Below are 23,077 nucleotides of genomic sequence, written 5' to 3'. Positions count from 1 at the left end.
AAGTTTGGCATGACTATGTATCAACAGCATTTTGGATTAACCGCAGAACCGTTTTCGATCGCGCCCGACCCGCACTTTCTCTATCATAGCGAACGTCACCAAGAAGCGCTCGCGCATTTAGTGCAAGGGTTGCAGGGGAGCGGTGGTTTTATTCTATTAACCGGAGAAGTTGGCACGGGTAAAACCACGGTATCGCGTGCTTTACTTGAACAACTGCCCGAGTCGACAGAAATTGCTTTTATCCTAAATCCTATGCTCAACGAGGATGAATTACTGGCGACGTTATGTGATGAGTGGGGGATCCGCTATCAAAAAGGGCGTGCCACACGCAAAGTACTGACCGATAAAATCAGTCAATTTCTACTTGATGCTCATCAACAGGATCGTCAGTGTGTTGTGTTGATTGATGAAGCGCAACACTTAAAGCCCCAAGTACTCGAGCAGCTGCGGTTACTAACCAATTTAGAAACGACAAAAAACAAGTTACTACGGGTAATTTTAATCGGACAGCCTGAGCTACAAACCTTATTAAAACGGCAAGAGCTTCGACAGCTGGCACAGCGTATTACTGCTCGTTATCACTTGTTGCCATTAACCAACTACGATACAGAAAGATATATCGCTTATCGCTGTCAGATGGCGGGCGCCAACCGAGCGCTGTTTACTCAGCCTGCGGCGATGACGGCTCACAGACTAACGGGCGGAGTGCCCCGATTGTTAAATTTACTCTGTGATCGCGCGCTCTTAGTTGCTTACGCAGATGGTCAAATGCAAGTCGAGAAAGCGCATGTTAAACGCGCCTCACAAGAGCTTGGTCAATTTGATGAGCCTCAACAAAATGGCCATACATCGTCACGTTGGCCGTGGCTTTTACTGCCGGTCGCTGCAGTCATCATAGCCGCCATTATACGCTGGTGGCCGGCTGCCGAGGGTCAGGTGGAAGAACCTACCAGCAGCTATGACTATCAAAATGCGCAATTACTGGCGACTGCGTGGCAATTACCTCAACCGCCTCGGCAACAAGCTTTTTGTGATTGGGTACAGAATTATCAGCTCGCTTGCTTAAAAACCAATGCGGTCAGCGTGTCGCAATTACAGCAAATAAACTATCCGGCGTTATTGTTACGTGATGCTCAAACAGGCATCGTATTGAAGTCGATGGAGCCGGTTGATACCCAGGGGTGGACAGGAGAAGTCATCGGCTTGTATCAGCGACCCGATATTCGATACCAAGATGGGGCTACGGAATCTGAAGCTTTGACTCAATGGGTTAAGGAGCAATTGGCGCGTTATTTAAGCGATGCCCAACAGCGTTTGAATGCGCAAGCACAATTACAAGTGATTCAACGGCAAGCTGGACTGCCGATCACTGGCGAGTTAAATCAAGCTACGTTGGCGTGGTTGAGTGCACGTTATTTCGAATCCGGTCCGCGCATACAGGAGGTTAACTGATGTCTTCTATCTTAAAAGCGTTGAAGCAACAGCAGTCACCCATCGTGCGCACACAAAGCCAACTTAATAATGAGTTATTCGCAGCGCAAAAAAGTTCGGATTCGGGTACTGCGAAGTGGGCTATCGGTGCTTGTGTGGCTGCCATAGCCTGCAGTTTAATGGTTTTGTATCTACCTTTGGGTCAGCAAGACAACGCTGCAGCACAACAGGTCCAGCAAACAGAGGTCTATCGTTGGGGAGACGCGGCTGCTGTACCTAATATCGATTGGGCGGCAGCACCTGAGCCTAAGCCGGCTGAACCCGAGCCGATAATTGTTAATCCGAGAGGGCAAACGGCTCAGCAGCCAGCAAGCCAGCAAGATGCGTTGGCTACTGACGGCATTTCTGAGGATTTGCTGAGTCGCTTTGAACAGGCTGTGAAGGCAACGGCCGATGCTAAGCAAAATGACGTCGATAGTGTGATTCCCACGTTATCGAAGCTCAACCCTTCGCTACAGCGGCAAATTCGCGCGTTCACGTACGATGCACACATGTACGTTTCTGATGAGAGTCGTCGGTGGATAGAGCTTGATCAACAAAAACTAATGGTTGGCGATCAATTTCGCGACATGCAAGTTGTAAAGATCGAGCCACAACGAGTGGTTTTACGCAGACAGGGCAAGCTTTTCGCAGTCGAAGCGCTGGTTGATTGGAAAGGCGCCCAATGATTGACAATTGAGCGCGACCTTTTTACTCTTTAAATAACTGAATTAAACACCTGTTTGAAAATGTCTCGGACAGGTTCAACTTTGTATAAAGAGAGGTAGGTCATGGCCGATTATCGTGCGCCAAGAGATGACATGGATTTTGTCCTTCATGATGTATTTAATGTCACTGCGGATTGGCAAAAAAGCGATATGCTTGCGGAGATGATGGATCAAGACACGGCGTCAGCGATCCTTGATGAAGCCGCTAAGGTCGCAGAACAGCTTATCGCGCCGGTATCTCGTCAGGCGGATGAGGAAGGCGTGAGTTTTAACGGCGGTGAAGTCACGACGCCCGCAGCGTACAAGGAAAACTTCCGCCAATTAGCTGAAGGTGGCTGGGTCGGGGTTACCGCAAACCCCGATTTTGGTGGTATGGGGCTACCGAAATCACTCTCAGCTCAGTATGAAGAAATGCTGTGTTCGGCCGACGTCGCTTTTTCCCTTTACCCTGGGTTGACCTCTGGCGCCATCATGACGCTTGATTTGCATGGCAGCGATGACATCAAACAAACGTATTTAGAGAAAATGGTGCAAGGCGAGTGGACCGGCACCATGTGCTTAACTGAACCTCATGCGGGTACTGACTTAGGGATTATAAAAACTAAAGCCGAACCACAAGGTGACGATAGCTATCTGATTTCGGGAACCAAGATTTTCATTACCGGTGGTGAACATGATTTGGTTGATAATATCGTACACCTAGTGCTGGCAAAACTGCCTGACGCACCCGCTGGCACGAAAGGTATATCGCTTTTTGTAGTGCCGAAATTTTTAGTCAACGGCGATGGCTCAGTCGGTGAGCGTAATGCGGTCAGTTGTGGCTCCATTGAACATAAAATGGGTATCCATGGTTCAGCTACTTGCGTGATGAACTTTGACGGTGCACGCGGCTGGATGGTCGGTGAGCCTAACCGTGGTTTGGCTGCGATGTTTACCATGATGAACTATGAACGTCTGGGAGTGGGGATTCAGGGCCTTGGTACCGCAGAACGCTCTTATCAAAATGCGTTGGAGTATGCGAGAGAGCGTATTCAAGGACGTGGTGCAAAAGCGACACGTGATATGAGTGCAGCCGCTGATCCTTTATTGGTGCATGGCGACATCCGCCGCATGTTGTTAACCATGAAGTCACTCACCGAAGGTGGACGTGCGTTTTCAACCTGGGTCGGGCAACAACTTGACCGAGCAAAATACGGTGAGTCAGATGAAGTGAAGCAACAGGCGGACGCAATGGTGGCATTGCTAACTCCTGTTGCAAAAGCCTTTTTGACGGATACGGGGCTTGAGTCAACAATTCATGGGCAACAAATCTTCGGCGGTCACGGCTATGTGCGAGAGTGGGGGCAAGAGCAACTCATTCGTGACACCCGCATTGCACAAATTTATGAAGGCACCAATGGTATTCAGGCACTCGACTTACTCGGGCGCAAAGTGGTTGGTTCTAAAGGTCAGCTGCTACATCCATTTGTTGCCGAGATTAAAGCATTTATTGATAAAGCTGGCACCGACAATTGGAATGCTCAATTTAATCAACTCAAACAGGCCGTTGATGAACTAGAACGCGTGACCGGACAAATCATTGAGCGCACGCAAAATGACGAGAATCAAGTCAACTCCGTTGCGGTGGAGTATTTGCATTTGGTCGGTTATATTGCGTATGCATACTTATGGTTACGTATGGCATTGGTTGCAGAGACAAAGCAAGGCGAACGTCCTTATTTGGCGAGCAAAATTAAGACAGCACGGTTTTATTTTGCGCGGATATTGCCACGTATTTCGTCATTGATCAGTGCCATCGAAGACGGTAGTGAGAGCTTATATTTACATGACGACGAAGACTTCTAAACAAACAATTAGCTTTTATCGCGATAGTCGCCGCCCCCAAGGTTGGGGCGGCTTTTTTTTAGCGCTATGGATGGCGATTTATATTGGCGGAAAGGTTCCGTTGTGGCTGATAGCTATTGGCGCACTGGCGACGATGATGGTATTTATCTTTATCGTGGTTAAGTTCCGACCTAAGCAGGAGGCCGTGCGGTGGGATGGGCGAGAACTTGTTGAGCAGCGTTTTATCTTGCCACCGAAACATTATCTGCTGAATGAACCACCACGAATTGTGCGCCATGAAGCGGATATAGCAGCCGTCGAATTTAGTGACGGAGGTGGTAAACATGAAGTTTATATTATTTACGATGAAGCTCTTGAGCAGCAGCTTGAGGGAACAGACATTGTTATTAAGGATAACCGATAGCCTATAAAAAAGCGGCGCCTGAGGCGCCGCTTTTGTTTGCATCGATAGACGACTCGATCGATTAGTCGTCCAGCGAGAGTAGTGTCGCATTGCCACCGACAGCAGTGATGTTGTCGGAACGCGTTTTTTCAGTAATGAAACGCGTGAGGTAGTGTGGTCCACCTGCTTTCGGTCCAGTACCTGACATACCACGTCCGCCGAATGGTTGAACGCCGACAATCGCACCGATCTGGTTACGGTTGATGTAAACGTTACCGACATCAACACGGCTTGCGATGTCATACGCGAACGTTTCGTTACGGCTATGAATGCCAAAAGTAAGACCGTAACCTGTGCCGTTGATACTGTCGATTACATCATCCAACTCTTCAGTTTTGTAGCGGATGACATGAAGAATTGGACCAAAGTTTTCCTTAACTAACTGGCTAATGCTGTCGATTTCAATAGCCGTTGGCGCAACAAAAGTGCCGCCTTGAGTGTAATCAGGCATTGGCGCACGAGCAATCAGACGACCCGCTTGCTGGATATCTGAGATATGCTGCTCCAAGTTGGTTTTAGCGATACCGTCAATGACTGGACCGACATCGGTCTCGTGCAACAACGGGTCGCCCACTTCAAGTTCTTCCATCGCGCCGCGCAGCAAGTCAAAGATACGGTCAGCAATGTCATCTTGGACAAACAGTACACGCAGCGCTGAACAGCGCTGGCCTGCACTTTGGAATGCACTTGCGACAACATCAGTGACTACTTGCTCTGGTAGCGACGTTGAATCGATTAACATGGCATTCTGACCGCCTGTTTCGGCAATCAGAGGCACGATAGGGCCAGTACGCGCTGCTAAAGCGCGGTTGATTGCCTGTGCTGTATAGGTAGAGCCTGTGAAGCAAACACCGCCGATGTCTTCCTGAGAAGTCAGGAAACTACCGACTTCGGCACCACTACCTGGCATAAAGTGCAAGACATTGCCTGGCACACCGGCTTCTAGAGCAAGTTGTACTGCACGATATGCTATAAGCCCAGTTTGCTCAGCTGGTTTAGCGATAACAGAGTTACCGGTTACCAGTGCAGCGACGACTTGGCCAACGAAAATAGCGAGAGGGAAGTTCCACGGGCTGATGCAAATAAAGGTACCGCGACCTTCGAGTTTCAGTTTGTTGTCTTCGCCTGTTGGGCCTGGCAACTGAATCTCGCCGTCCATTAATTTACGCGCTTCTTTCGCGTAGTAGCGGCAGAAATCAACGGCCTCGCGGACTTCATCAATGCCGTCTTGCAAGCCTTTACCCGCTTCAACCGAGCATAGTGCAATTAACTCATTGCGGTTAGCTTCCATCAAGTCGGCAAATTTCTCTAGACAGGTCGCACGCTCGTCAACCGGCACCTCGCGCCATGCACGATAGGCCTTGTTGGCGCTTTGTAATGCTTTCTCTGCCAACTTTTTATCGCCCCAGTAAATACTACCGACCTGCTTAGCGGTTTCCTGCGGGCTTGTGATGCTTACTTGGTGGTCGGTCTCTACGGTCTTACCGTCAACAATTGGGCCACCTTGCCATTGTTTGTCGCGATACTGTTGTACTGCGGCAATGAAATCATCTGCTTGTGAGTGAATATTCATATTCAATCCTAATGAATTTTTGCGTTCCTCATACATTGCAGGAGGAAGTGGAATCTTGTCGTTAGCATAAACTTCGTGACGCATTGCTGTCTTCAGCGGATGTACAACCAATTCGTCGACTGGTGTATCAGCATCAAGTAGCTTATGAACGAATGACGAGTTAGCACCGTTCTCGAGTAAGCGGCGCACTAAGTAAGGTAATAGATCGCGATGAGGACCCACCGGCGCATATATGCGCACAACCATACCTGGCTTCTGCTTCATCAACGTATCGTATAAATTGTCACCCATGCCGTGCAGGCGTTGATACTCGATACGACGTTTATGCGTTTCATTCATGTGCTCAATAGCCATGATGGTTTGCGCATTATGGGTTGCAAACTGAGGGTAGATAGCACCATCGGTATCGTCGCTTAGTAAGTAACGTGCGCAGGCAATGTAAGAAAGGTCACTGTGAGCCTTGCGGGTGAACACTGGATAGCCTGTGACACCATTTTCTTGGCTCCACTTGATTTCGTTATCCCAATAGGCGCCTTTTACTAAACGTACAGGAATTTCGTCGCCGCACTCACGAGCAAGCGCGGTGATCCAACATAGCGTTGGTAATGCACGTTTAGAATATGCTTGCACTACTAAACCAAAACGCGGCCAGCCTTTACATACACCGCTCCGATATACTTTCTCAAAGAGCTCAAGCGATAACTCGTGGCGATCCGCTTCTTCGGCATCGATAGTCACGCCAACATCAGCTTCTTTCGCTAGTTTTACAAGGTCGGTTAGCGTCGTCGCTAACTCGGTCAACACGCGTTCATGGTTAGCTGCTTCATAACGTGGATGTAGTGCCGAAAGTTTGATAGAAATCGTTGGGCGCGGCGCATCTGGGTTATTGAAATTTTCATTCGTGATGGTTTTTATCGAGTTGACGTACTGTTGCTTATAGTATTCAGCATCGCTCATCGTCAAAGCGGCTTCGCCAAGCATATCGTAAGCGTGGGTATATCCTTTGCCGCGGTTCTCGCGACTTTCTTTTAACGCTTCTTCAATGGTACGGCCCAAAACAAACTGCTTACCCATAATTTGCATGGCGGCATACGTGGCTTTACGAACCACGGGCTTGCCCAGCTTGCGGATCATGCGACGGAAGGTGCCACGTGGCGTTTCCATCGCTTTGCCTGTCGGATTAATTACACTATTTGTTAGTGCTAATCCCCAGGTTCCCGAATTCACTAGCCATGAAGCACTTTGGCCCATATGCTTTTGCCAATCACCGCCTGACAATTTGTCTTGTATCAGGGCGTCTGCAGTGGCTGCATCGGGAATACGTAACAGAGCCTCGGCGAGACACATGAGGATAATTCCCTCTTTGGTGTCTAAGCTGTACTCTTGCAAAAACGAATCGACCATACCGTTGTCGGCTTGCTCTCGCACTTGCTCGACTAACTTAGCGGCGCTCTCCGTCACTGTACTAACCGCGTCATCATCTGACGGCACCAGCGGCAACAACTCACGCATATATGCATCTTCATCGACGATATAATTGTCGGTTATTGCTTGCTGCAAGGACTTCAGATCCTCTGCCTGATGGCTTCTGGATAGCACCTCACTCGCTTTGAACATAGCATCTCCTGTTTGGCCAGGCCGAAGCTCGGCGTGCTTCCCCAACGATGGGAATCGGGCGCAAGTATACGATTATTTTTGCGCCGGTAAAGACTTTCAAAGGCCACGTTGCATATTTTCTCGATGGCTGTCAATAAAGCCTTGAAAACAATGTTTATTGACCCTTTGGAAACAAGTCAGTACCTTTAGCACAAAGCTTCTAGCACTGGGTATCCCAACATGTCACAAGAAATTGAGCTCAAACTATTAATTGAGCCACAACAGCGTGAGAATACACTCAATGAATGTCGAACCGTGGCTCAAGAGCACGGGGCAGAATCGTCTTATCAGGCGCTCGAATTGGCGAACGCATACTTTGATACCAGCGATCTGCGATTACGACAGTATGATATGGGGTTACGTATTAGACAGTCAGGAGATCATCTAGAACAGACAATCAAGTTAGCCGGACGTGTATTAGGTGGTATGCACGAACGTCCCGAATACAATCTAGACGTGGACTCCATGGAGCCCGATATTACTCTTTTTGATGAGACCATCTGGCCGGATGACTTTCCAATTTACGATATTCAACGTGACCTGCAGGAACTTTTTAAAACAGACTTTACCCGACACAAGTGGCATATCCCCAGTGGAGAGGGGCAAATTGAGCTGGTTTTGGATATTGGCGAGATCCGTGCCGGTGATAAAACGGAGCGGATTGTCGAGATGGAATTGGAGTTGCAAGGTGGTGAACTCACTGATGTGTATCGGTTGGCAGAGCGCTTGGTAAAAAATGCCGGTGCACGTATGGGGTCTTTGAGCAAAGCCGCGCGCGGCTATCTGCTGGCGGGTAAAAGTGCGCTCGAACCGTTTGTGCAAACGCATTTCGTCGATATCAGTGCGGACTACACGCTTGCCGATGCGCTGTATAAATCTCTTGAATATGGTTTGCGTCACTGGCAGCACAATGAGGCTTGTTTAGAACATCACGCACATGTGCGTGCCGCGCAGGGTATGGCTGATGGGATTTACTTGTGCCGCTCAGTGCTTGACCAGTTACAAGGACTTAATATTGACTGTAGTGACTTGGCCGAACGCATGGCCGAGATCCATCAGTCGCTAAACTGGTTGAAACGATTTGAAGGACTCGCCGAATTGACCGCTGAGGATGGGGCTTATCATCGTGCTCTTAAGAAGCAATCCAGCTTATACGAACATTTACAAGATACTCAGCAACAAGTTATTCAACTCGCTGAGCTGGTTAATGTGGTGCGTTCCAATGACTACCAGCGCGTGTTGCTCGATCTGTCCCAGTTTTTAATGGTAAAACCAACCAATGAGGCGCTTGAGCAACCCTGTCAAAATTGGAGCACAGAGTTATTGCGTAATGACTGGAAAGATGTGCAAGCCGCTTTTGAAGAAGTTGAGGATATGACGGAGGAGCGTTATTTGAAGCTACTCCCTTCGCTACAACACAGTTTAATGCTCGGCACTTGTTTAGGTCAGCTTTATGATGCGCAGCAACGTGATAGCTTCCGTTCACCTTGGCTTGACCTAGCGCGGGGGATTCGAGAAATTAACGCGCTTCATATTCTGCATGAAATGGTAAAAAACAGTGATGATCTGGCCGATGAAAAATTATTGGAGTGGCAAAAAGTTCAACGTGAATCCTTACTGACTGCTTTAGAGTACTCACGAAAGGCGGCATTACGTCGTGAACCTTATTGGCAGCAATAGTTGGGTGAGCATGCAAAACCGATTAGAGAGCGTACCGGCAAAACAGTTTATTGAAGCCTCAGAGCCCGCATGGCAGCGTATTCAAGAACAGATCAGTTTGCCACAAAGCATGCTCAAACCGTTACGACATGGCGTGGCTGTATCCTCATTTATTGCCGAAGTCGCTGAGCGCTATCCAGAGGCGTTAGTGGCAGCTTGGCTAGATCCTATTTCGGCAAACGAGACTCGCGAGGCCTTTTTAAATCACATTGCGAGAGTAGAGTCCGAGAATGAACTGAAGGCTGCTGTGAGGCGATTCAGGCATGCTCACATGGCAGCGAGTGCGTTACTTGAATGGCAAGGTCAACGTAGCTTAGCTGAATCACTCGCCTTTTATTCGGAACTCGCTGATACATTGATTATCGAGTCATTACACTGGCTTGAACAACGCTTTTATCAACGTTTAGGGCGTCCGCTCGATACTGATGGCGAACTGCAGCATCTTTATGTGCTCGGTATGGGTAAGCTCGGCGGTCGCGAGCTTAACTTTTCATCTGATATCGATCTTATTTTTTATTATCCAGAGCAGGGCGAAACACAGGGCGGCTCGCGGTCGGTAGAAAACTCCGTATTTTTTACTCGATTAGCTCAGGCGTTAATCGCTGTTTTGGATGAAAACACGTTTGATGGTCAAGCGTTTCGTGTCGATATGCGGCTTCGACCTTTTGGACAGTCAGGCCCGCTGGTCACGAGCTTAGCTGCATTAGAACATTATTATCAGGAGCAGGGGCGCGACTGGGAGCGCTACGCGATGGTTAAGGCGCGTTTGCTGAATCGATTAGGCGATCAGCAACCAGATGCTTTTCAAGAACTGATTCGGCCCTTCGTTTATCGGCGTTATATTGACTTTGGTGCCATTGAGGCGCTACGCAAAATGAAGTTGCTGATCACGCAGGAAACGCGCCGACAAGGTGCTCAAGGTAATATCAAGTTGGCCGCAGGTGGTATACGGGAAGTTGAGTTCATCGCCCAAGCCCATCAACTGATTCGTGGTGGACGAGAAAAGTCGCTACAAACGCGCTCAATCTATCGTGCATACGAGGCAATGGTTAACCTCGATATCTTCCAAGGGTCAGTGGCAAAACGTCTACTGCAAGCCTATGAGTTGCTTCGTGAAGTTGAACATCGCCTGCAACAATTAGCTGATGAGCAAACGCAAAAGCTACCTCACGATGAATCAGCGCAAGAGAAACTTGCTTATCTCATGGGTGAGGAAGACTTTGCTCAGCTTGAACAACGCATTGTTCAAGCGATGGACTTTATTCACAATGAATTTAAGCAAGTGGTGGGTGAAGGATCTGAGTGCGACGAGGAAGAGCAAAGTCTGCAAGTGCTATGGCAAGATATGCTCGAAGACGACGCGGCACTGGAAATTATTGCTGCAGAAGGTGAGCAAGATGTTGACGGTATCTGGCGTTTAATCAAGCAGTTTCGTACCGAAGCTCGCAAGCGAAGTTCGGGGCCGCGAGGTCGAGCCGCATTAGCGCGTTTAATGCCATTGTTATTTCGGCAGATGATAGCGCAACCTCAATCGATGATGATTCTTGAGCGTGTGCTTACTGTTATTCGCGCCATTATGAGTAGAACAGCTTACATTGAGTTGTTGGCCGAAAACCCAGGCGCCCGAGTTCAACTTTGTCGTCTGTGTGCCGCTTCACCGTGGGTTTCGCAGCAATTGGCACTGCATCCTATTTTACTCGACGAGCTGATCGATCCGCAGCACTTGTACCAACTACCTGATTTGACTGATTACCCAAGCGTACTCAATGAGTTTCTGATACGCACGCCCGAAGATGATTTAGAATCACAAATGGATGCGTTACGGCAAGCGAAACAGGTGTTGCAGCTTAAAATTGCGGCTGCCGATATCACGGGTGGCTTAGAGCTTATGAAAGTAAGTGACCACTTGAGTTATTTGGCTCAGGCGGTGACCGCAGAAGTCGTGCATCTGGCTTGGCGACAAATGGCGCAGCGTCACGGCACACCGCCAGGACGTTCGATACAAGATACGGGGTTTGGGGTGTTGGCGTACGGCAAGCTCGGGGGATTGGAGCTTGGGTATGGTTCAGATCTTGATCTGGTCTTTGTGACTCACGCGCAGTACGAAGGCTATACTGATGGTGCCAAACCTATCGAAGTGCAACAATTTTACTTACGATTAGCGCAGCGTATTCTGCACTTATTTACCACGCGAACCGTGGCGGGTGTTTTATACGAGGTTGATTTACGTTTAAGACCTTCAGGCCAAGCGGGTTTATTAGTGACGCAGCTAGATTCGTTTATCCGTTACTTACGCGATGACGCGTGGACTTGGGAGTTACAGGCTGTGGTGCGTGCGCGGCCGATATACGGGACCGGTGCTTTGCAAGCTGACTTACAAGATATTCGTTGCGCCATTTTGTCGCGCTCGCGTGAAGTGAATCGCTTACGGGAAGATATTCTTGCGATGCGTAAAAAGATGCGCGCACATCTCTCAAGTGGGGGGACTCATTTCGATATCAAGCAAGATCCAGGCGGTATAGCGGATATTGAGTTTATTGCGCAATATTTAGTACTTAACTACGCGCATGATTATCCTCAATTGACCGAGTATTCGGATAATATTCGCATCCTAACTTGTGCTGAGCAATGTCATTTAATCGATCCTGTAGAGGCTCAAGATCTTATCAATGCGTATCAAATTTTTCGTTGTGAGAGCCATGCGTTGGCATTGCAGGGACAAGATGCATTGAGCCAACACGACCTAACCGCTGAGCGTGATGCAGTTCGTCGTGTTTGGTCTCGTTTACTGAGTGAAAACGCGAGCGCCATTTAGCTGTAGTAGCTCGGCATATCCTCGTGGGGGCGTGTTTTGAAGCGTCGATGAACCCATAAATATTGTTCGGGCGCTTTTAATACGGCCTGTTCAACCAGTTGGTTGATGAGCGTCGCGTCTTTGAGATCGTCGCCTACTGGGAAGTTGATAAGCTTAGGCTCGTAGTAAACATCATAGCCCGTTCCATCTTCACGTCGAACACAAAGACTGACAATAACGTTGCAGTTTTTGTGGTTGGCGAACAGCATGGTGCCGGTGGTTGTAGAAGCGTCAGGGACTGCGAAAAAGGGAGCGAATACGACGCGGCGACGGCCATAGTCTTGGTCCGGTAAGTAACCTGCTATTTCACCGTTCTTGATAGCATTGACCATGCCTTTTACATCGCGACGTTGGATCATATACTTGTTTGAACGCGCGCGCCCTTTAGTCTGCAAATATTCCATAACGGCATTGTTGTGAGGGCGGTATAGACCTACAGCAGGCTCAACAAAGCCGTGTAAACGTGCATGAACCTCTAAACTCAAGAAGTGGAACAAGAGCATTAATACGCCTTTACCGCCTTCTTGAGCATCTCTTAGGTTTTCTTCGCCATGGACGTGCAGCTTGCGTTTGATACGCCAATTCGGCCACCACCAAGCGATACCCACTTCGAAATAGGCGATTCCCGTATTTTCTAAGTTTTTCTTAACTAATCGCTCGATCTCATCGGCCGGTTTATCGGGAAATGCCAGTGTTAAGTTACGACGGGCAATGGCGACTCGACGCGGTAAGGCCTTCATCAACAATCGGCCCAAGCCTTTACCCATGGCGATTTGTAGACGATACGGTAACCATGAAACAGAATAAAGGAAAATAACACCGAGCCAAGTTAGCCAGAACTTAGGGTGTAAAAAATAGAGTTTAAACTTGGGTTGTTCGATCACGGACACAGTTCTTATTTTGGAACGAATAATACGTAGGTTAACACAAATCAAAAACGTGCAGTGAACCGACCATTCACTGCACGCTGAGTGTTGAAGCTTAACTGAGTGACTTATTCAGCCGCAGTGCTATCAACATTTTCAGAGAGGCTTTCATTGATGGCTTGCAAATCTTCAGCTTGCAATTCACCCACGGTTTGCTCAAGGTTGATGCGCTGACGAATATAACCGTAGCGGGCCTGCGCTAAATTACGGCGCGCATCAAACAAGTTACGAGTGCTGTTAAGTACATCGACAATGGTACGCGTACCCACTTCAAAGCCTGCTTCCGTCGCTTTAAGTGCACTCTCGGCTGAGGTCACAGCTTGCTGAAATGCACGGATACTCGCGATTGATGCGTTGACTTCATAGTAGGCATTACGGACTTGTCGCTCTACTGAGCGCTGAGTTTCCACCATTGACTGGCTGGCCGCAACGTAGTTGTCGCGAGCCTGAGCGACTTCTGATGAGGTACGGAAACCACTAAAGATTGGTACAGAGACACTTACACCGATAGAGCGTGAGTCAAGTCTAGGTAAGTCTGTGGTAGTACCGTCGATCGTGGTTTCACTGTCTTGAGTACTGTAGCTTGCTGTTAAGCCAACGGTCGGGTAGTGACCGGCTTGATTAACTTCGATTTGCTGCTCAGCGATCTCAACATTCACCATGCTTTGCATAAGGTTTAAATTATTCTCTTCGGCCTTTTTGACCCAACGTAATACTTCTGCTGGTTGTGGATCTGAAGGTGAGAAGGTATCCGTGTTTAGACCCGCGAGCGATTGTGGATACTGACCTGTGATTTCGCGAATATTTTCCATCGCAATTTCAACAGCGTTACGCGCTTGAATCTCGCGCGCGACGGCACTGTCATATTGAGCCTGTGCTTCGTGAACGTCAGTGATCGCGGTTAGACCAACCGAGAACCGTTGTTTAGTCTGTTCTAGCTGGCGCTCGATTGCTCGTTTTTCAGATTGAGCAAAGGCTAAGTCATCTTTTGCTTGCAGTGCACCAAAGTAGGCGTTTACCACGCGTAAGCGCAATGATTGTTCTGCGGCTTGAAATGCGACTTCAGCACGATACGCTTGTTTATTGGCGATATCTGACTGTTTCCACGTGCTCCAGTCAAAAATGTTCTGATTTAAGTTAACGCCAGCGCTCCAACCGTTTGAATCACGTTCAAAGGTGCCCAAACCTGGTTGGAATGATTCTGCTGAAGAATCACTTAAGCCGACTTCACCGGTGATCTGCGGCCAGAATGAGGAATTAGCGATGTCGACGTTTTTTTGTGCGGCATCACGCTCGGCGGCTGCACGGAGTAGAGCTGGATCGTTCTTCACAGCTAACTGGTATACGTCACGTAAATCTTCTGCGCTGGTAGTAAAACTCGCTGTGGCTAGCGCTAAGCCAACAGTAATGGACACTAGATGTTTTTTCATTGCTAACGTTGCCCTGTGCTGATGGTATTCGACAGTGTAATCAGTGTATGAGTCGCTTTTAATATTCAATAAGTTTACATACACGTTTGAATGATTACCAGTTTAAACTTAATTTGGCTTAACTTTAAGCGAAAGAAGGTTTCAGATCACGCTTAAGTGTAACAGAATGTATGTAAATAGATGAGCTGCTTCTTTTTAGCGTTAATTAGGGAGTCATGGTGAAACAGTTTAGTAAAGATGATGTTCAAATTGAAAGTAAAGATTCACTTTATAAGGGATTTTTGTCGGTCAACCAGTACAAACTTAAACATAAATTATTTGCTGGCGGGTGGGGCCCCTCGATTACGCGAGAAATGATGGAGCGCGGTGATGCGGTGGTGGTGATTCCCTATGACCCAATCACCCAGGAACTGGTGGTTTTAGAGCAGTTTCGTATGGGCGCGATGGCGAACGAGTATGGGCCTTGGTTACTCGAGTTTGTAGCAGGTATGTTTGATGGTGATGAAACACCTGAACAAGTAGCTCACCGTGAATTATTTGAAGAGGCTGGGTTGCGCGCTAAACAGTTAGTCAAAGCATTGAGTTACTATTCAAGCCCGGGTGGTACTGACGAGCGCTTAACTATCTATATTGCTGAAGTCGATGCTAGCCAAGCGGCTGAGCTAGCAGGAGTCGAATCAGAACATGAGGATATCCGCGTGCACGTCAAACCCTTCGAAAGCGTGATAGAATGGTTAGAGCAAGGGCGCATTAATAATGCGGCTAGCGTGATTGGTCTACAATGGCTTCAATTACATATTAATAAGCTACCATTTGCCAAATAATTAAGGTGTAAAGCGTCGACTATGAGAGATGAGCGGTACGTTGTTGATGTAGCTGAGTTACATCGTATTAATGAACGTAACTATGCTGGGTTGGTACGACTTGTACCGGACTCAGAACACCCACGTGTCATTCGTGCTGGCGCGCACCTAACTTTTGAAATTACTCAGTTGAGTGAGTCAAAATACACGAGTGATGTTCGCATTGCGCAAACGCGAGCGCATTGGTCAGCTGATTACTTACTGACACAGCTCGACGTGCGTTTATATCATGATGTTCGGATGGCAGAAGTGCTTTCTAGTCAGGGGGTGAGTCGGCTGCGTGTAAACTATCAGCAGCCCAATCCAGAAATGCGACATCCTGATGAAAAACACCAAGTGAATCAGTTCTTAGCTGATTGGTTGATGCTCATTAAAACGCGTGGACAAGTGCCGATGCTGCGCTTAGATAAATTTTTACCACACGACTTCAAATAGACCGATAATAGCGGTACATTGAATCCACAATAACAACCATATCAACGACAATGTGTCGCGCTGGTCCAAAAATTAGATCATAACCATGACAGATTATAAATCCGATTCGATCGAGGTCTTAAACGGCCTTGAGCCGGTCCAACGTCGACCGGGTATGTATACAGACACGTCGCGCCCTAACCATCTTGGTCAAGAAGTTATCGACAATAGTGTCGATGAAGCGCTCGCAGGACATGCTAAAACCATCACAGTGGTATTACACAAAGATCAGTCACTCGAAGTAACTGACGATGGTCGAGGTATGCCTGTCGATATTCACCCAGAGGAGAAAATCCCAGGGGTGGAGCTGATAATGAGTAAGCTTCACGCGGGTGGGAAATTCTCTAATAAGAACTATCAATTTTCAGGTGGTCTTCATGGCGTCGGTATTTCGGTTGTTAACGCGTTATCCAAACGTGTCGAAATAACGATTCGCCGCGACAGTCAAGTGTACGAAATGGCGTTTGAAAACGGAGACAAAGTTTCAGAACTGGAAGTCACCGGTACCTGTGGTAAACGTAATACGGGCACCCGTGTTCACTTTTGGCCCGATGAACAGTATTTCGATTCAAGTAAATTTTCAGTTTTGAAGCTGACCCATCTGCTACGTGCAAAAGCGGTTCTTTGTCCAGGATTGAACATTCGCTTTATCAATCATATCGACGGAGAGGAAACCAGCTGGTTATACGAAGATGGCTTAACGGACTACTTAAAAGAAGCGGTTGAAGAATACCCTACACTGCCTGAGGCGCCTTTTGATGGAAGTTTTGTCAGTAAAACTGAGGCGGCAGAATGGGCTGTTACTTGGTTGCCAGAAGGTGGGGAAGCGGTCACTGAAAGTTATGTGAACTTAATTCCCACTGCGCTAGGTGGCACGCACGTCAATGGCTTGCGACAAGGTTTGTTAGAAGCCATGCGAGAATTCTGTGAATTCCGCAACTTAACGCCACGCGGTGTTAAATTAACGCCTGATGATGTTTGGGAGCGGTGTAGTTATATTCTTTCACTGAAAATGGAAGACCCGCAATTTGCCGGACAGACGAAAGAGCGCTTGTCTTCTCGCCAGTCGGCGAGTTTTGTTTCAGGTGTCGTAAAAGATTCATTCAGTCTGTGGCTTAATGAGCATACCGAACAAGCTGAGGCACTTGCAGAACTGTGTATCTCAAACGCGCAGCGACGTTTAAAGGCCAGTAAGAAAGTTGTTCGTAAAAAAGTAACGTCTGGCCCAGCATTACCAGGCAAGTTGACAGACTGCTCAGGTCAAGATAGCGAACGTAGCGAGCTCTTTCTGGTCGAGGGTGACTCTGCGGGCGGCTCAGCAAAGCAGGCGCGCGATCGTGAGTTTCAAGCGGTGATGCCGTTACGAGGCAAAATTCTCAATACCTGGGAGGTCGATCCTGAGCAGATCCTTGCTTCCCAAGAAATACACGATATTTCAGTTGCTGTAGGGGTTGATCCGAACTCGGTAGATTTGGACAAGCTGAGATACAACAAGATTTGTATTCTTGCTGATGCTGACTCCGATGGTTTGCATATCGCGACCTTATTGTGCGCTTTGTTTGTAAAACACTTCCGACCTTTGGTCGAAAATGGACACATCTTTGTGGCAATGCCACCTCTGTATCGCATTGATGTCGGCAAAGACGTGTTTTATGCCCTCGATGAAGGCGAGAAACAGGGCATTCTTGATCGCATTGAGGCGGAGAAGCGCAAAGGAAAAGTCAACGTGCAGCGTTTTAAAGGATTGGGTGAAATGAACCCATTAACACTCCGTGAAACGACCATGGACCCCAATACCCGTCGACTCGTACAGCTCACTATTGACGATGCTGAGGCGATGGAAGAATTGATGGATATGTTATTAGCGAAAAAGCGTGCAGCCGATCGCCGTACTTGGCTAGAGAGCAAAGGCAATATGGCCGATTTGGCAGAACTATAAAAATGACCACTGCGCGAAATGAATTTAAATGGAGAACAGCTCAATGTCGAGTGAAGTAACCGAACGCACACCGCTGAGTAAGTTTACTGAGGATGCGTACCTCAACTACTCGATGTACGTCATTATGGACCGTGCGCTACCGCATATTGGCGATGGTCTAAAGCCGGTGCAACGTCGAATTATTTACGCAATGTCCGAGCTTGGGCTTTCGGCATTGGCTAAATATAAAAAGTCTGCTCGTACAGTGGGTGATGTACTTGGTAAGTTTCATCCTCATGGTGATAGCGCCTGTTATGAAGCAATGGTACTGATGGCACAACCATTTAGCTATCGTCACCCACTCGTTGATGGTCAGGGAAACTGGGGATCACCGGATGATCCTAAGTCGTTCGCTGCCATGCGTTACACTGAAGCTAAGTTATCGCGTTTTAGCGAGGTACTGTTGAGCGAGCTCGGGCAAGGCACGGTCGACTGGATTCCAAACTTTGATGGCACGATGCGCGAGCCGAAAATGCTACCGGCACGGCTACCGCATATTTTGCTTAACGGCGTTACTGGTATCGCTGTTGGGATGGCAACCGATATTCCGCCTCATAATGCCCGTGAAGTGGCTAATGCGTGTGCATTATTGATTGATAAGCCGAGCGCAGATTTAGATGAGGTGATGGAGCACCTACAAGGACCTGATTATCCCACCGACGCGGAAATTATTACACCTAAAACTGAGTTGAAGAAGCTCTATGAGTCGGGGCGCGGGACCGTAAAAATGCGTGCTAAGTATCACCTTGAAGAGGGTGAGATCGTGCTGACTGCATTACCACATCAAGCCTCGGGTGCGAAAGTATTAGAGCAGATTGCAGCGCAGATGCAGGCAAAAAAACTGCCCTTAGTTTCTGACTTACGTGATGAATCAGATCACGAAAACCCCACTCGGTTAGTCGTGGTACCGCGCTCGAATCGTGTTGACACAGAGCAACTGATGAAGCACTTGTTCGCCACCACAGATCTCGAGAAGCAGTACCGCGTAAATTTGAACATTTTGGGCTTAGATGGCCGGCCGCAAGTTAAGCCATTGGTCGGTATTTTAAGTGAATGGTTAGAGTTCCGTAAGCAAACGGTGACTCGTCGATTGCAGTATCGTCTCGACAAAGTAGAAGCGCGTCTACATATTTTGCAGGGTCTATTAATAGCGTTTTTGAATATTGACGAAGTCATTGAAATTATTCGTTATGAAGACGAGCCGAAAAAGGAACTAATCAAGCGTTTCGCGCTGACGGATACTCAGGCAGAAGCTATTCTGGAGTTGAAATTACGCCATTTAGCGCGCTTAGAAGAAATGAAGTTAAAGGGCGAGCAAGATGAGCTTGAAAAAGAACGTGAAAAGCTTTCTCAATTATTAAATTCAGACCGTCGTTTAAAAACACTTATTAAAAAGGAAATTCTTGCTGATGCCGAGAAGTATGGCGACGAACGTCGTTCGCCCCTTGTTGAACGCGCGGAAGCCAAAGCACTGAGCGAAACAGAGCTCACGCCTGCTGAAGCAGTGACCGTGGTGCTTTCTGCTAAAGGTTGGGTGCGTTGTGCCAAAGGGCATGATGTTGATGGTGAAAAACTGAGCTACAAGTCGGGCGACAGCTTCCAAGCGGCTGCTCAGGGCAAAAGCAACCTACCTGTCGTATTCCTTGATACATCGGGGCGCAGCTACTCTTGTGAAGCGCATTCGCTACCTTCAGCTAGAAGCCAAGGCGAACCGTTGACCGGCCGATTTAATATGGTCGCGGGAGAGACTGTGCACCATGCGTTGATGGCGAAAGATGAGCAATATTATTTACTAAGCTCTGATGCTGGCTATGGTTTTGTGTGTCAGTTTAAAGACCTTGTTTCTCGTAATAAAAATGGTAAGGCGATTTTAAGTCTGCCTACGGGGGCCAAGGTAATGCCGCCTGTAGAAGTAAAAGATACGGCCAAGGCCCATGTTATTGTGGTTTCAAATGAGGGCCGTATGTTGGTGTTCCCGATAGCTGATTTACCGCAGTTGGCAAAGGGGAAAGGTAATAAGATGATCAGTATTCCAGCGCTGCGTGCGCAGTCACGGGAGGAATATGTCGTTGCGACCAGTGTAGCGAGTCCTGATAGTACGGTAACACTCCACGCGGGACGTCGTAAGCTAACATTAAAACCAGCTGACCTGGCACATTATCGCGGCGAACGCGGACGCCGGGGCAATAAATTGCCACGAGGCTTGCAACGTGTTGACCGTATCGAGGTTGAAGCTACCGCAAATGAGCCTGATTCATCTGACTCTGTCAACGATAGTGATGAATAGCTTAAAGCGCACGCTTGGCTTTAACGAGATCGTTCATAGCATCGTTAAAAACGGTTACCCAGTAGGGACACAACTGTGTCCCTGCTAAACGCTTGAGTTCTGCTCGAGCCCGGCTAAATGGCCTTTTCAAGTGGTGTTTGTGCGCGCGCTCATGGGTCATTGCGTCAAAGGTATCAACAATGGCTAAGATTTTTGCGCCATCACATATTTGCGCCTGTGTCAGTCCGTTAGGATAACCGGTTCCGTCCACCCGTTCGTGGTGTTGCAATACCATATGTTTTGCTACTTGCCATTGTGGTAAATTTTCGAGCAGCTTGGCCGATAGATAAACGTGCGTTTTTAATGTCTCCGTTTGAACTTCACTGAGCGCGTCGGTCGCGTGCAGAATCGAGACCGGTAGAAAGGACATTCCAAAATCGTGAACGAAGCATGCAGCAGTGAGTTGTCTGTCATCAATGGGAGACCCTGCATGACGATTGATCAGTAATGCGAGTTTAAGTTGCCTCTTTGCCCGGCCTTGCCAATAACTTGAGCGTTGCTCAGCTTGATTGATGAGCGCTTCAAAAAGGTTTAAATCCGCCTCTGCGTTATCTTCCGCATTCGGGTTGTAGCTGGGTTGCTCATCCAGATCGGTGGTGATGACTAATTCGGGCGCTAATGTGGCTAGAATCTCTCGCAGAGATGCGTCAATATGCTGGTAATCGAGCTGTCGACACAGTGTGATGACGCGTTGGAAGCGTGATTCGGGAAACTCGACTCGCACGTGATTTTTACACGATTGAACAAAATCATGGACTTGGTCGATTAAGTTAAACACGATGTCGCCGATGATCGCGTTAAAAGTTAAGCGTTGAGTGCGTACATCATCAAGTAAGTTTTCGATTGCGCCTATCAACGGCACCATAGGGTCGAGTCCTATGATACCAAGATCACCCTTAATCGTGTGAATCGCACGATACAGTGTTTGTTGATGAGACTCGGAGTTTGGTGCAGACTCTAAAGCAATTACGCTGTTTTCCGCCTGTTGATGGAGTTCTTTAATCTCATCCATAAGCTCGATGTAAATATCGGTGGATATGTCGGGTCGAGTGAATAGCGCCATGACTTACCTAATAATTGACTGATCGGAGTTTTATTTTGAATAAACACGATATACTAGCCGAGCAAAACAACAAGGAGTAATGATGTTAGCTGCGATACGCTGGATATTTTTAGGGATCTTTGTCGTCCTGTTCGGAGTTATCGGCTGTATATTCTGTATATTGAGGCCATTTCATCGTAATAATACATACGTATGGGCACGTATTTTCGGTTCGGTTACACGTATATTGGGCGTGAAACTTGAGGTCAAGGTGCACCCTGATGTACCGCCTGGCGGACCTTACGTTTATATTTGCAACCACCAGAATAGTTGGGAAATTTTTACCATTGCAGCGATGTTGCCGCCGAACACAGTTACCGTCGGCAAAAAAAGCCTACGCTATATTCCGTTTTTTGGTCAGCTCTATTGGTTAGCGGGTAATATTCTAATCGACCGGAAAAATAAAGGTCGAGCTCATGGCACCATTGCGCAAACGGCGGATGCGATTAAACGCAGAGATATTTCGGTATGGATGTTTCCCGAGGGGACGCGGAGTTACGGGAGAGGGTTGCTACCCTTTAAAAATGGCGCGTTTCATACCGCCTATAAAGCACAGGTCAATATTGTGCCCGTGTGTGTTTCAAATTTACATAAAAAGATTAAAATGAACCGTTGGAATAATGGCGTACTAAAAATTGAGTTTTTAGAGCCGATTAATATCGCCAATTATTCAAAAGATTCATTGCGGCAATTATCGCGTGATACTCATGATGTGATGAAAAGCAAAATTGCGCAATTAGATGAACACGTCAGTGCAAACGATAAAGGAAATTTATGAGTTCAATGCTAGAAGTCTTGCTCGAGCAGAGTAATGAAACAATTGACGCTATGCTCGAGGATGGTGTCGATCCAAGTGAATACTATTTAATTGAGCATCATTTGGCGTCACAGGACTTTACTAAACTCGAGAAAGCGGCCGTCGAAATGGTCAAGGAAGGTTATCACGTTGACGACGCTGATGAGTTTGAGGATGAACAGGGTGAACGTTGGTTCGCGTTTGCAGCATCGACCGAAAGCACACTTGATAAAGATGTGCTTGCTCGCCAAGTTCGAGAAATATTGGTCGTCGCCGAGGAATGTGATGTGGAATATGACGGTTGGGGCACGTTCCTTGACGAAGACGAGGAAGACTTTGAGGACGAATAATTCGTCCTCAAATGAGTGCTTAAATACCTTGTTCGTTCATTTCTGAGCGGTACTTACTACCTAATTCTGATTTCTCTTGACTACTGAGTACCTTGCCTGCCTGCTGAAAAAATCCTTGCTCTTCGTCTTCGAGGTGGTGAAGCACTTTGTGTTGAAGACTTTTAAAGTGCTGCAACCATGTTGGCGAAGACATATCGGTCCGTTCCAACGTTTCAATTAGCTCGTCGATTTCGTGGTGTTCAGCAATACCGTGACGTGATAGCTCAACGGTACTATCTTGCTTTATCAGTGGTGAGTAGAAATACCTTTCTTCAGCGGTAGCATGTGCTTGAAGTTGCGCTTTCAAAACGTTGAATTGAGTGCGACGCTCTGCTTCATCACCCTGCGTGTCACTCAAATTATCCAACAATGCGCGCTGCTTATCATGATCGGTCTTGAGTTCGTCAAAGATACTCATTGCTCTCTCCTTATATAAAGCGGTTTATGTTCTACGAAGAGAGACAATAATTGGATGAAAAAAGGCGCCATAAAGGCGCCTTCAATTA

General features: G+C 47.6%; 17 protein-coding genes. 12 read left to right on the top strand and 5 right to left on the bottom strand.

The window, feature by feature from the left end; all coding sequences use genetic code 11:
• Nucleotides 1-15: 15 nt before the first annotated feature.
• The 4 genes from BFR57_RS10630 (at nt 16) to BFR57_RS10615 (ending at nt 4,446) form a co-directional block, all read left to right on the top strand.
• Nucleotides 16-1,452, top strand: a complete 1,437-nt coding sequence (locus BFR57_RS10630; RefSeq protein ID WP_071463982.1) for an AAA family ATPase — start codon at nt 16-18, stop codon at nt 1,450-1,452.
• Nucleotides 1,452-2,159 (top strand): general secretion pathway protein GspB, encoded by a 708-nt coding sequence (locus tag BFR57_RS10625; protein ID WP_071463981.1) that lies wholly within the window; start codon nt 1,452-1,454, stop codon nt 2,157-2,159. Before BFR57_RS10630 ends, BFR57_RS10625 begins: the two co-directional genes overlap by 1 nt.
• A 102-nt stretch (nt 2,160-2,261) precedes the next feature.
• Nucleotides 2,262-4,043: an acyl-CoA dehydrogenase C-terminal domain-containing protein gene (locus tag BFR57_RS10620; protein WP_071463980.1), complete on the top strand. Its 1,782-nt coding sequence runs from the start codon at nt 2,262-2,264 to the stop codon at nt 4,041-4,043.
• Complete coding sequence (locus BFR57_RS10615) at nt 4,024-4,446, top strand: hypothetical protein (protein ID WP_071463979.1); 423 nt, start codon at nt 4,024-4,026, stop codon at nt 4,444-4,446. Before BFR57_RS10620 ends, BFR57_RS10615 begins: the two co-directional genes overlap by 20 nt.
• A gap of 61 nt (nt 4,447-4,507) precedes the next feature.
• On the opposite strand, the gene putA is transcribed toward BFR57_RS10615, so the two are convergent.
• Nucleotides 4,508-7,675 (bottom strand): bifunctional proline dehydrogenase/L-glutamate gamma-semialdehyde dehydrogenase PutA, encoded by a 3,168-nt coding sequence (putA, locus tag BFR57_RS10610; protein WP_071463978.1) that lies wholly within the window; start codon nt 7,673-7,675, stop codon nt 4,508-4,510.
• A gap of 219 nt (nt 7,676-7,894) precedes the next feature.
• Here putA and BFR57_RS10605 point away from each other — a divergent pair, with 219 nt between their 5' ends.
• Both BFR57_RS10605 and glnE read left to right on the top strand, forming a co-directional pair.
• Nucleotides 7,895-9,394, top strand: a complete 1,500-nt coding sequence (locus BFR57_RS10605) for a CYTH and CHAD domain-containing protein (RefSeq protein WP_071463977.1) — start codon at nt 7,895-7,897, stop codon at nt 9,392-9,394.
• Between the two features lie 10 nt (nt 9,395-9,404).
• Nucleotides 9,405-12,248, top strand: a complete 2,844-nt coding sequence (gene glnE, locus BFR57_RS10600; RefSeq protein ID WP_071464020.1) for a bifunctional [glutamate--ammonia ligase]-adenylyl-L-tyrosine phosphorylase/[glutamate--ammonia-ligase] adenylyltransferase — start codon at nt 9,405-9,407, stop codon at nt 12,246-12,248.
• Here the strand turns inward: glnE and lpxL are convergent.
• Both lpxL and tolC read right to left on the bottom strand, forming a co-directional pair.
• Nucleotides 12,245-13,171 carry an LpxL/LpxP family Kdo(2)-lipid IV(A) lauroyl/palmitoleoyl acyltransferase gene (gene lpxL / locus BFR57_RS10595; RefSeq protein ID WP_071463976.1) on the bottom strand — a complete coding sequence of 309 codons (927 nt, stop codon included), beginning with the start codon at nt 13,169-13,171 and terminating at the stop codon, nt 12,245-12,247. The genes glnE and lpxL overlap by 4 nt on opposite strands.
• Before the next feature lie 110 nt (nt 13,172-13,281).
• Entirely contained in the window at nt 13,282-14,643 is a 1,362-nt protein-coding gene (gene tolC / locus BFR57_RS10590) for an outer membrane channel protein TolC (RefSeq protein ID WP_071463975.1), read from the bottom strand.
• Nucleotides 14,644-14,858: 215 nt separating this feature from the next.
• Between tolC and BFR57_RS10585 the strand changes: the two genes are divergently transcribed.
• The 4 genes from BFR57_RS10585 (at nt 14,859) to parC (ending at nt 20,245) form a co-directional block, all read left to right on the top strand.
• Nucleotides 14,859-15,467, top strand: coding sequence for an NUDIX domain-containing protein (locus BFR57_RS10585; RefSeq protein ID WP_071463974.1), 609 nt, complete (start codon nt 14,859-14,861; stop codon nt 15,465-15,467).
• Between the two features lie 21 nt (nt 15,468-15,488).
• Nucleotides 15,489-15,941, top strand: a complete 453-nt coding sequence (locus BFR57_RS10580; RefSeq protein WP_071463973.1) for a DUF1249 domain-containing protein — start codon at nt 15,489-15,491, stop codon at nt 15,939-15,941.
• A 79-nt stretch (nt 15,942-16,020) separates the two neighbouring features.
• A complete protein-coding gene (gene parE, locus BFR57_RS10575; RefSeq protein WP_171903967.1) occupies nt 16,021-17,919 on the top strand; it encodes a DNA topoisomerase IV subunit B in 1,899 nt (632 codons plus the stop codon).
• Nucleotides 17,920-17,962: 43 nt separating this feature from the next.
• Complete coding sequence (parC, locus tag BFR57_RS10570; protein WP_071463971.1) at nt 17,963-20,245, top strand: DNA topoisomerase IV subunit A; 2,283 nt, start codon at nt 17,963-17,965, stop codon at nt 20,243-20,245.
• Between the two features lies 1 nt (nt 20,246).
• On the opposite strand, the gene BFR57_RS10565 is transcribed toward parC, so the two are convergent.
• Entirely contained in the window at nt 20,247-21,347 is a 1,101-nt protein-coding gene (locus tag BFR57_RS10565) for an HD domain-containing phosphohydrolase (RefSeq protein ID WP_071463970.1), read from the bottom strand.
• A gap of 82 nt (nt 21,348-21,429) precedes the next feature.
• On the opposite strand from BFR57_RS10565, the gene BFR57_RS10560 reads away from it, so the two are divergent.
• Nucleotides 21,430-22,164: a 1-acylglycerol-3-phosphate O-acyltransferase gene (locus BFR57_RS10560; protein ID WP_071463969.1), complete on the top strand. Its 735-nt coding sequence runs from the start codon at nt 21,430-21,432 to the stop codon at nt 22,162-22,164.
• Nucleotides 22,161-22,532: a ribonuclease E inhibitor RraB gene (rraB, locus tag BFR57_RS10555; RefSeq protein ID WP_071463968.1), complete on the top strand. Its 372-nt coding sequence runs from the start codon at nt 22,161-22,163 to the stop codon at nt 22,530-22,532. The genes BFR57_RS10560 and rraB overlap by 4 nt, the downstream gene beginning before the upstream one ends.
• Before the next feature lie 19 nt (nt 22,533-22,551).
• On the opposite strand, the gene BFR57_RS10550 is transcribed toward rraB, so the two are convergent.
• Entirely contained in the window at nt 22,552-22,989 is a 438-nt protein-coding gene (locus BFR57_RS10550; RefSeq protein ID WP_071463967.1) for a hemerythrin domain-containing protein, read from the bottom strand.
• Nucleotides 22,990-23,077 lie beyond the last annotated feature (88 nt).

The organism is Idiomarina sp. MD25a (assembly GCF_001870515.1).
Taxonomy (GTDB): domain Bacteria; phylum Pseudomonadota; class Gammaproteobacteria; order Enterobacterales; family Alteromonadaceae; genus Idiomarina.
This window is presented reverse-complemented; position numbering and strand designations above follow the sequence as displayed.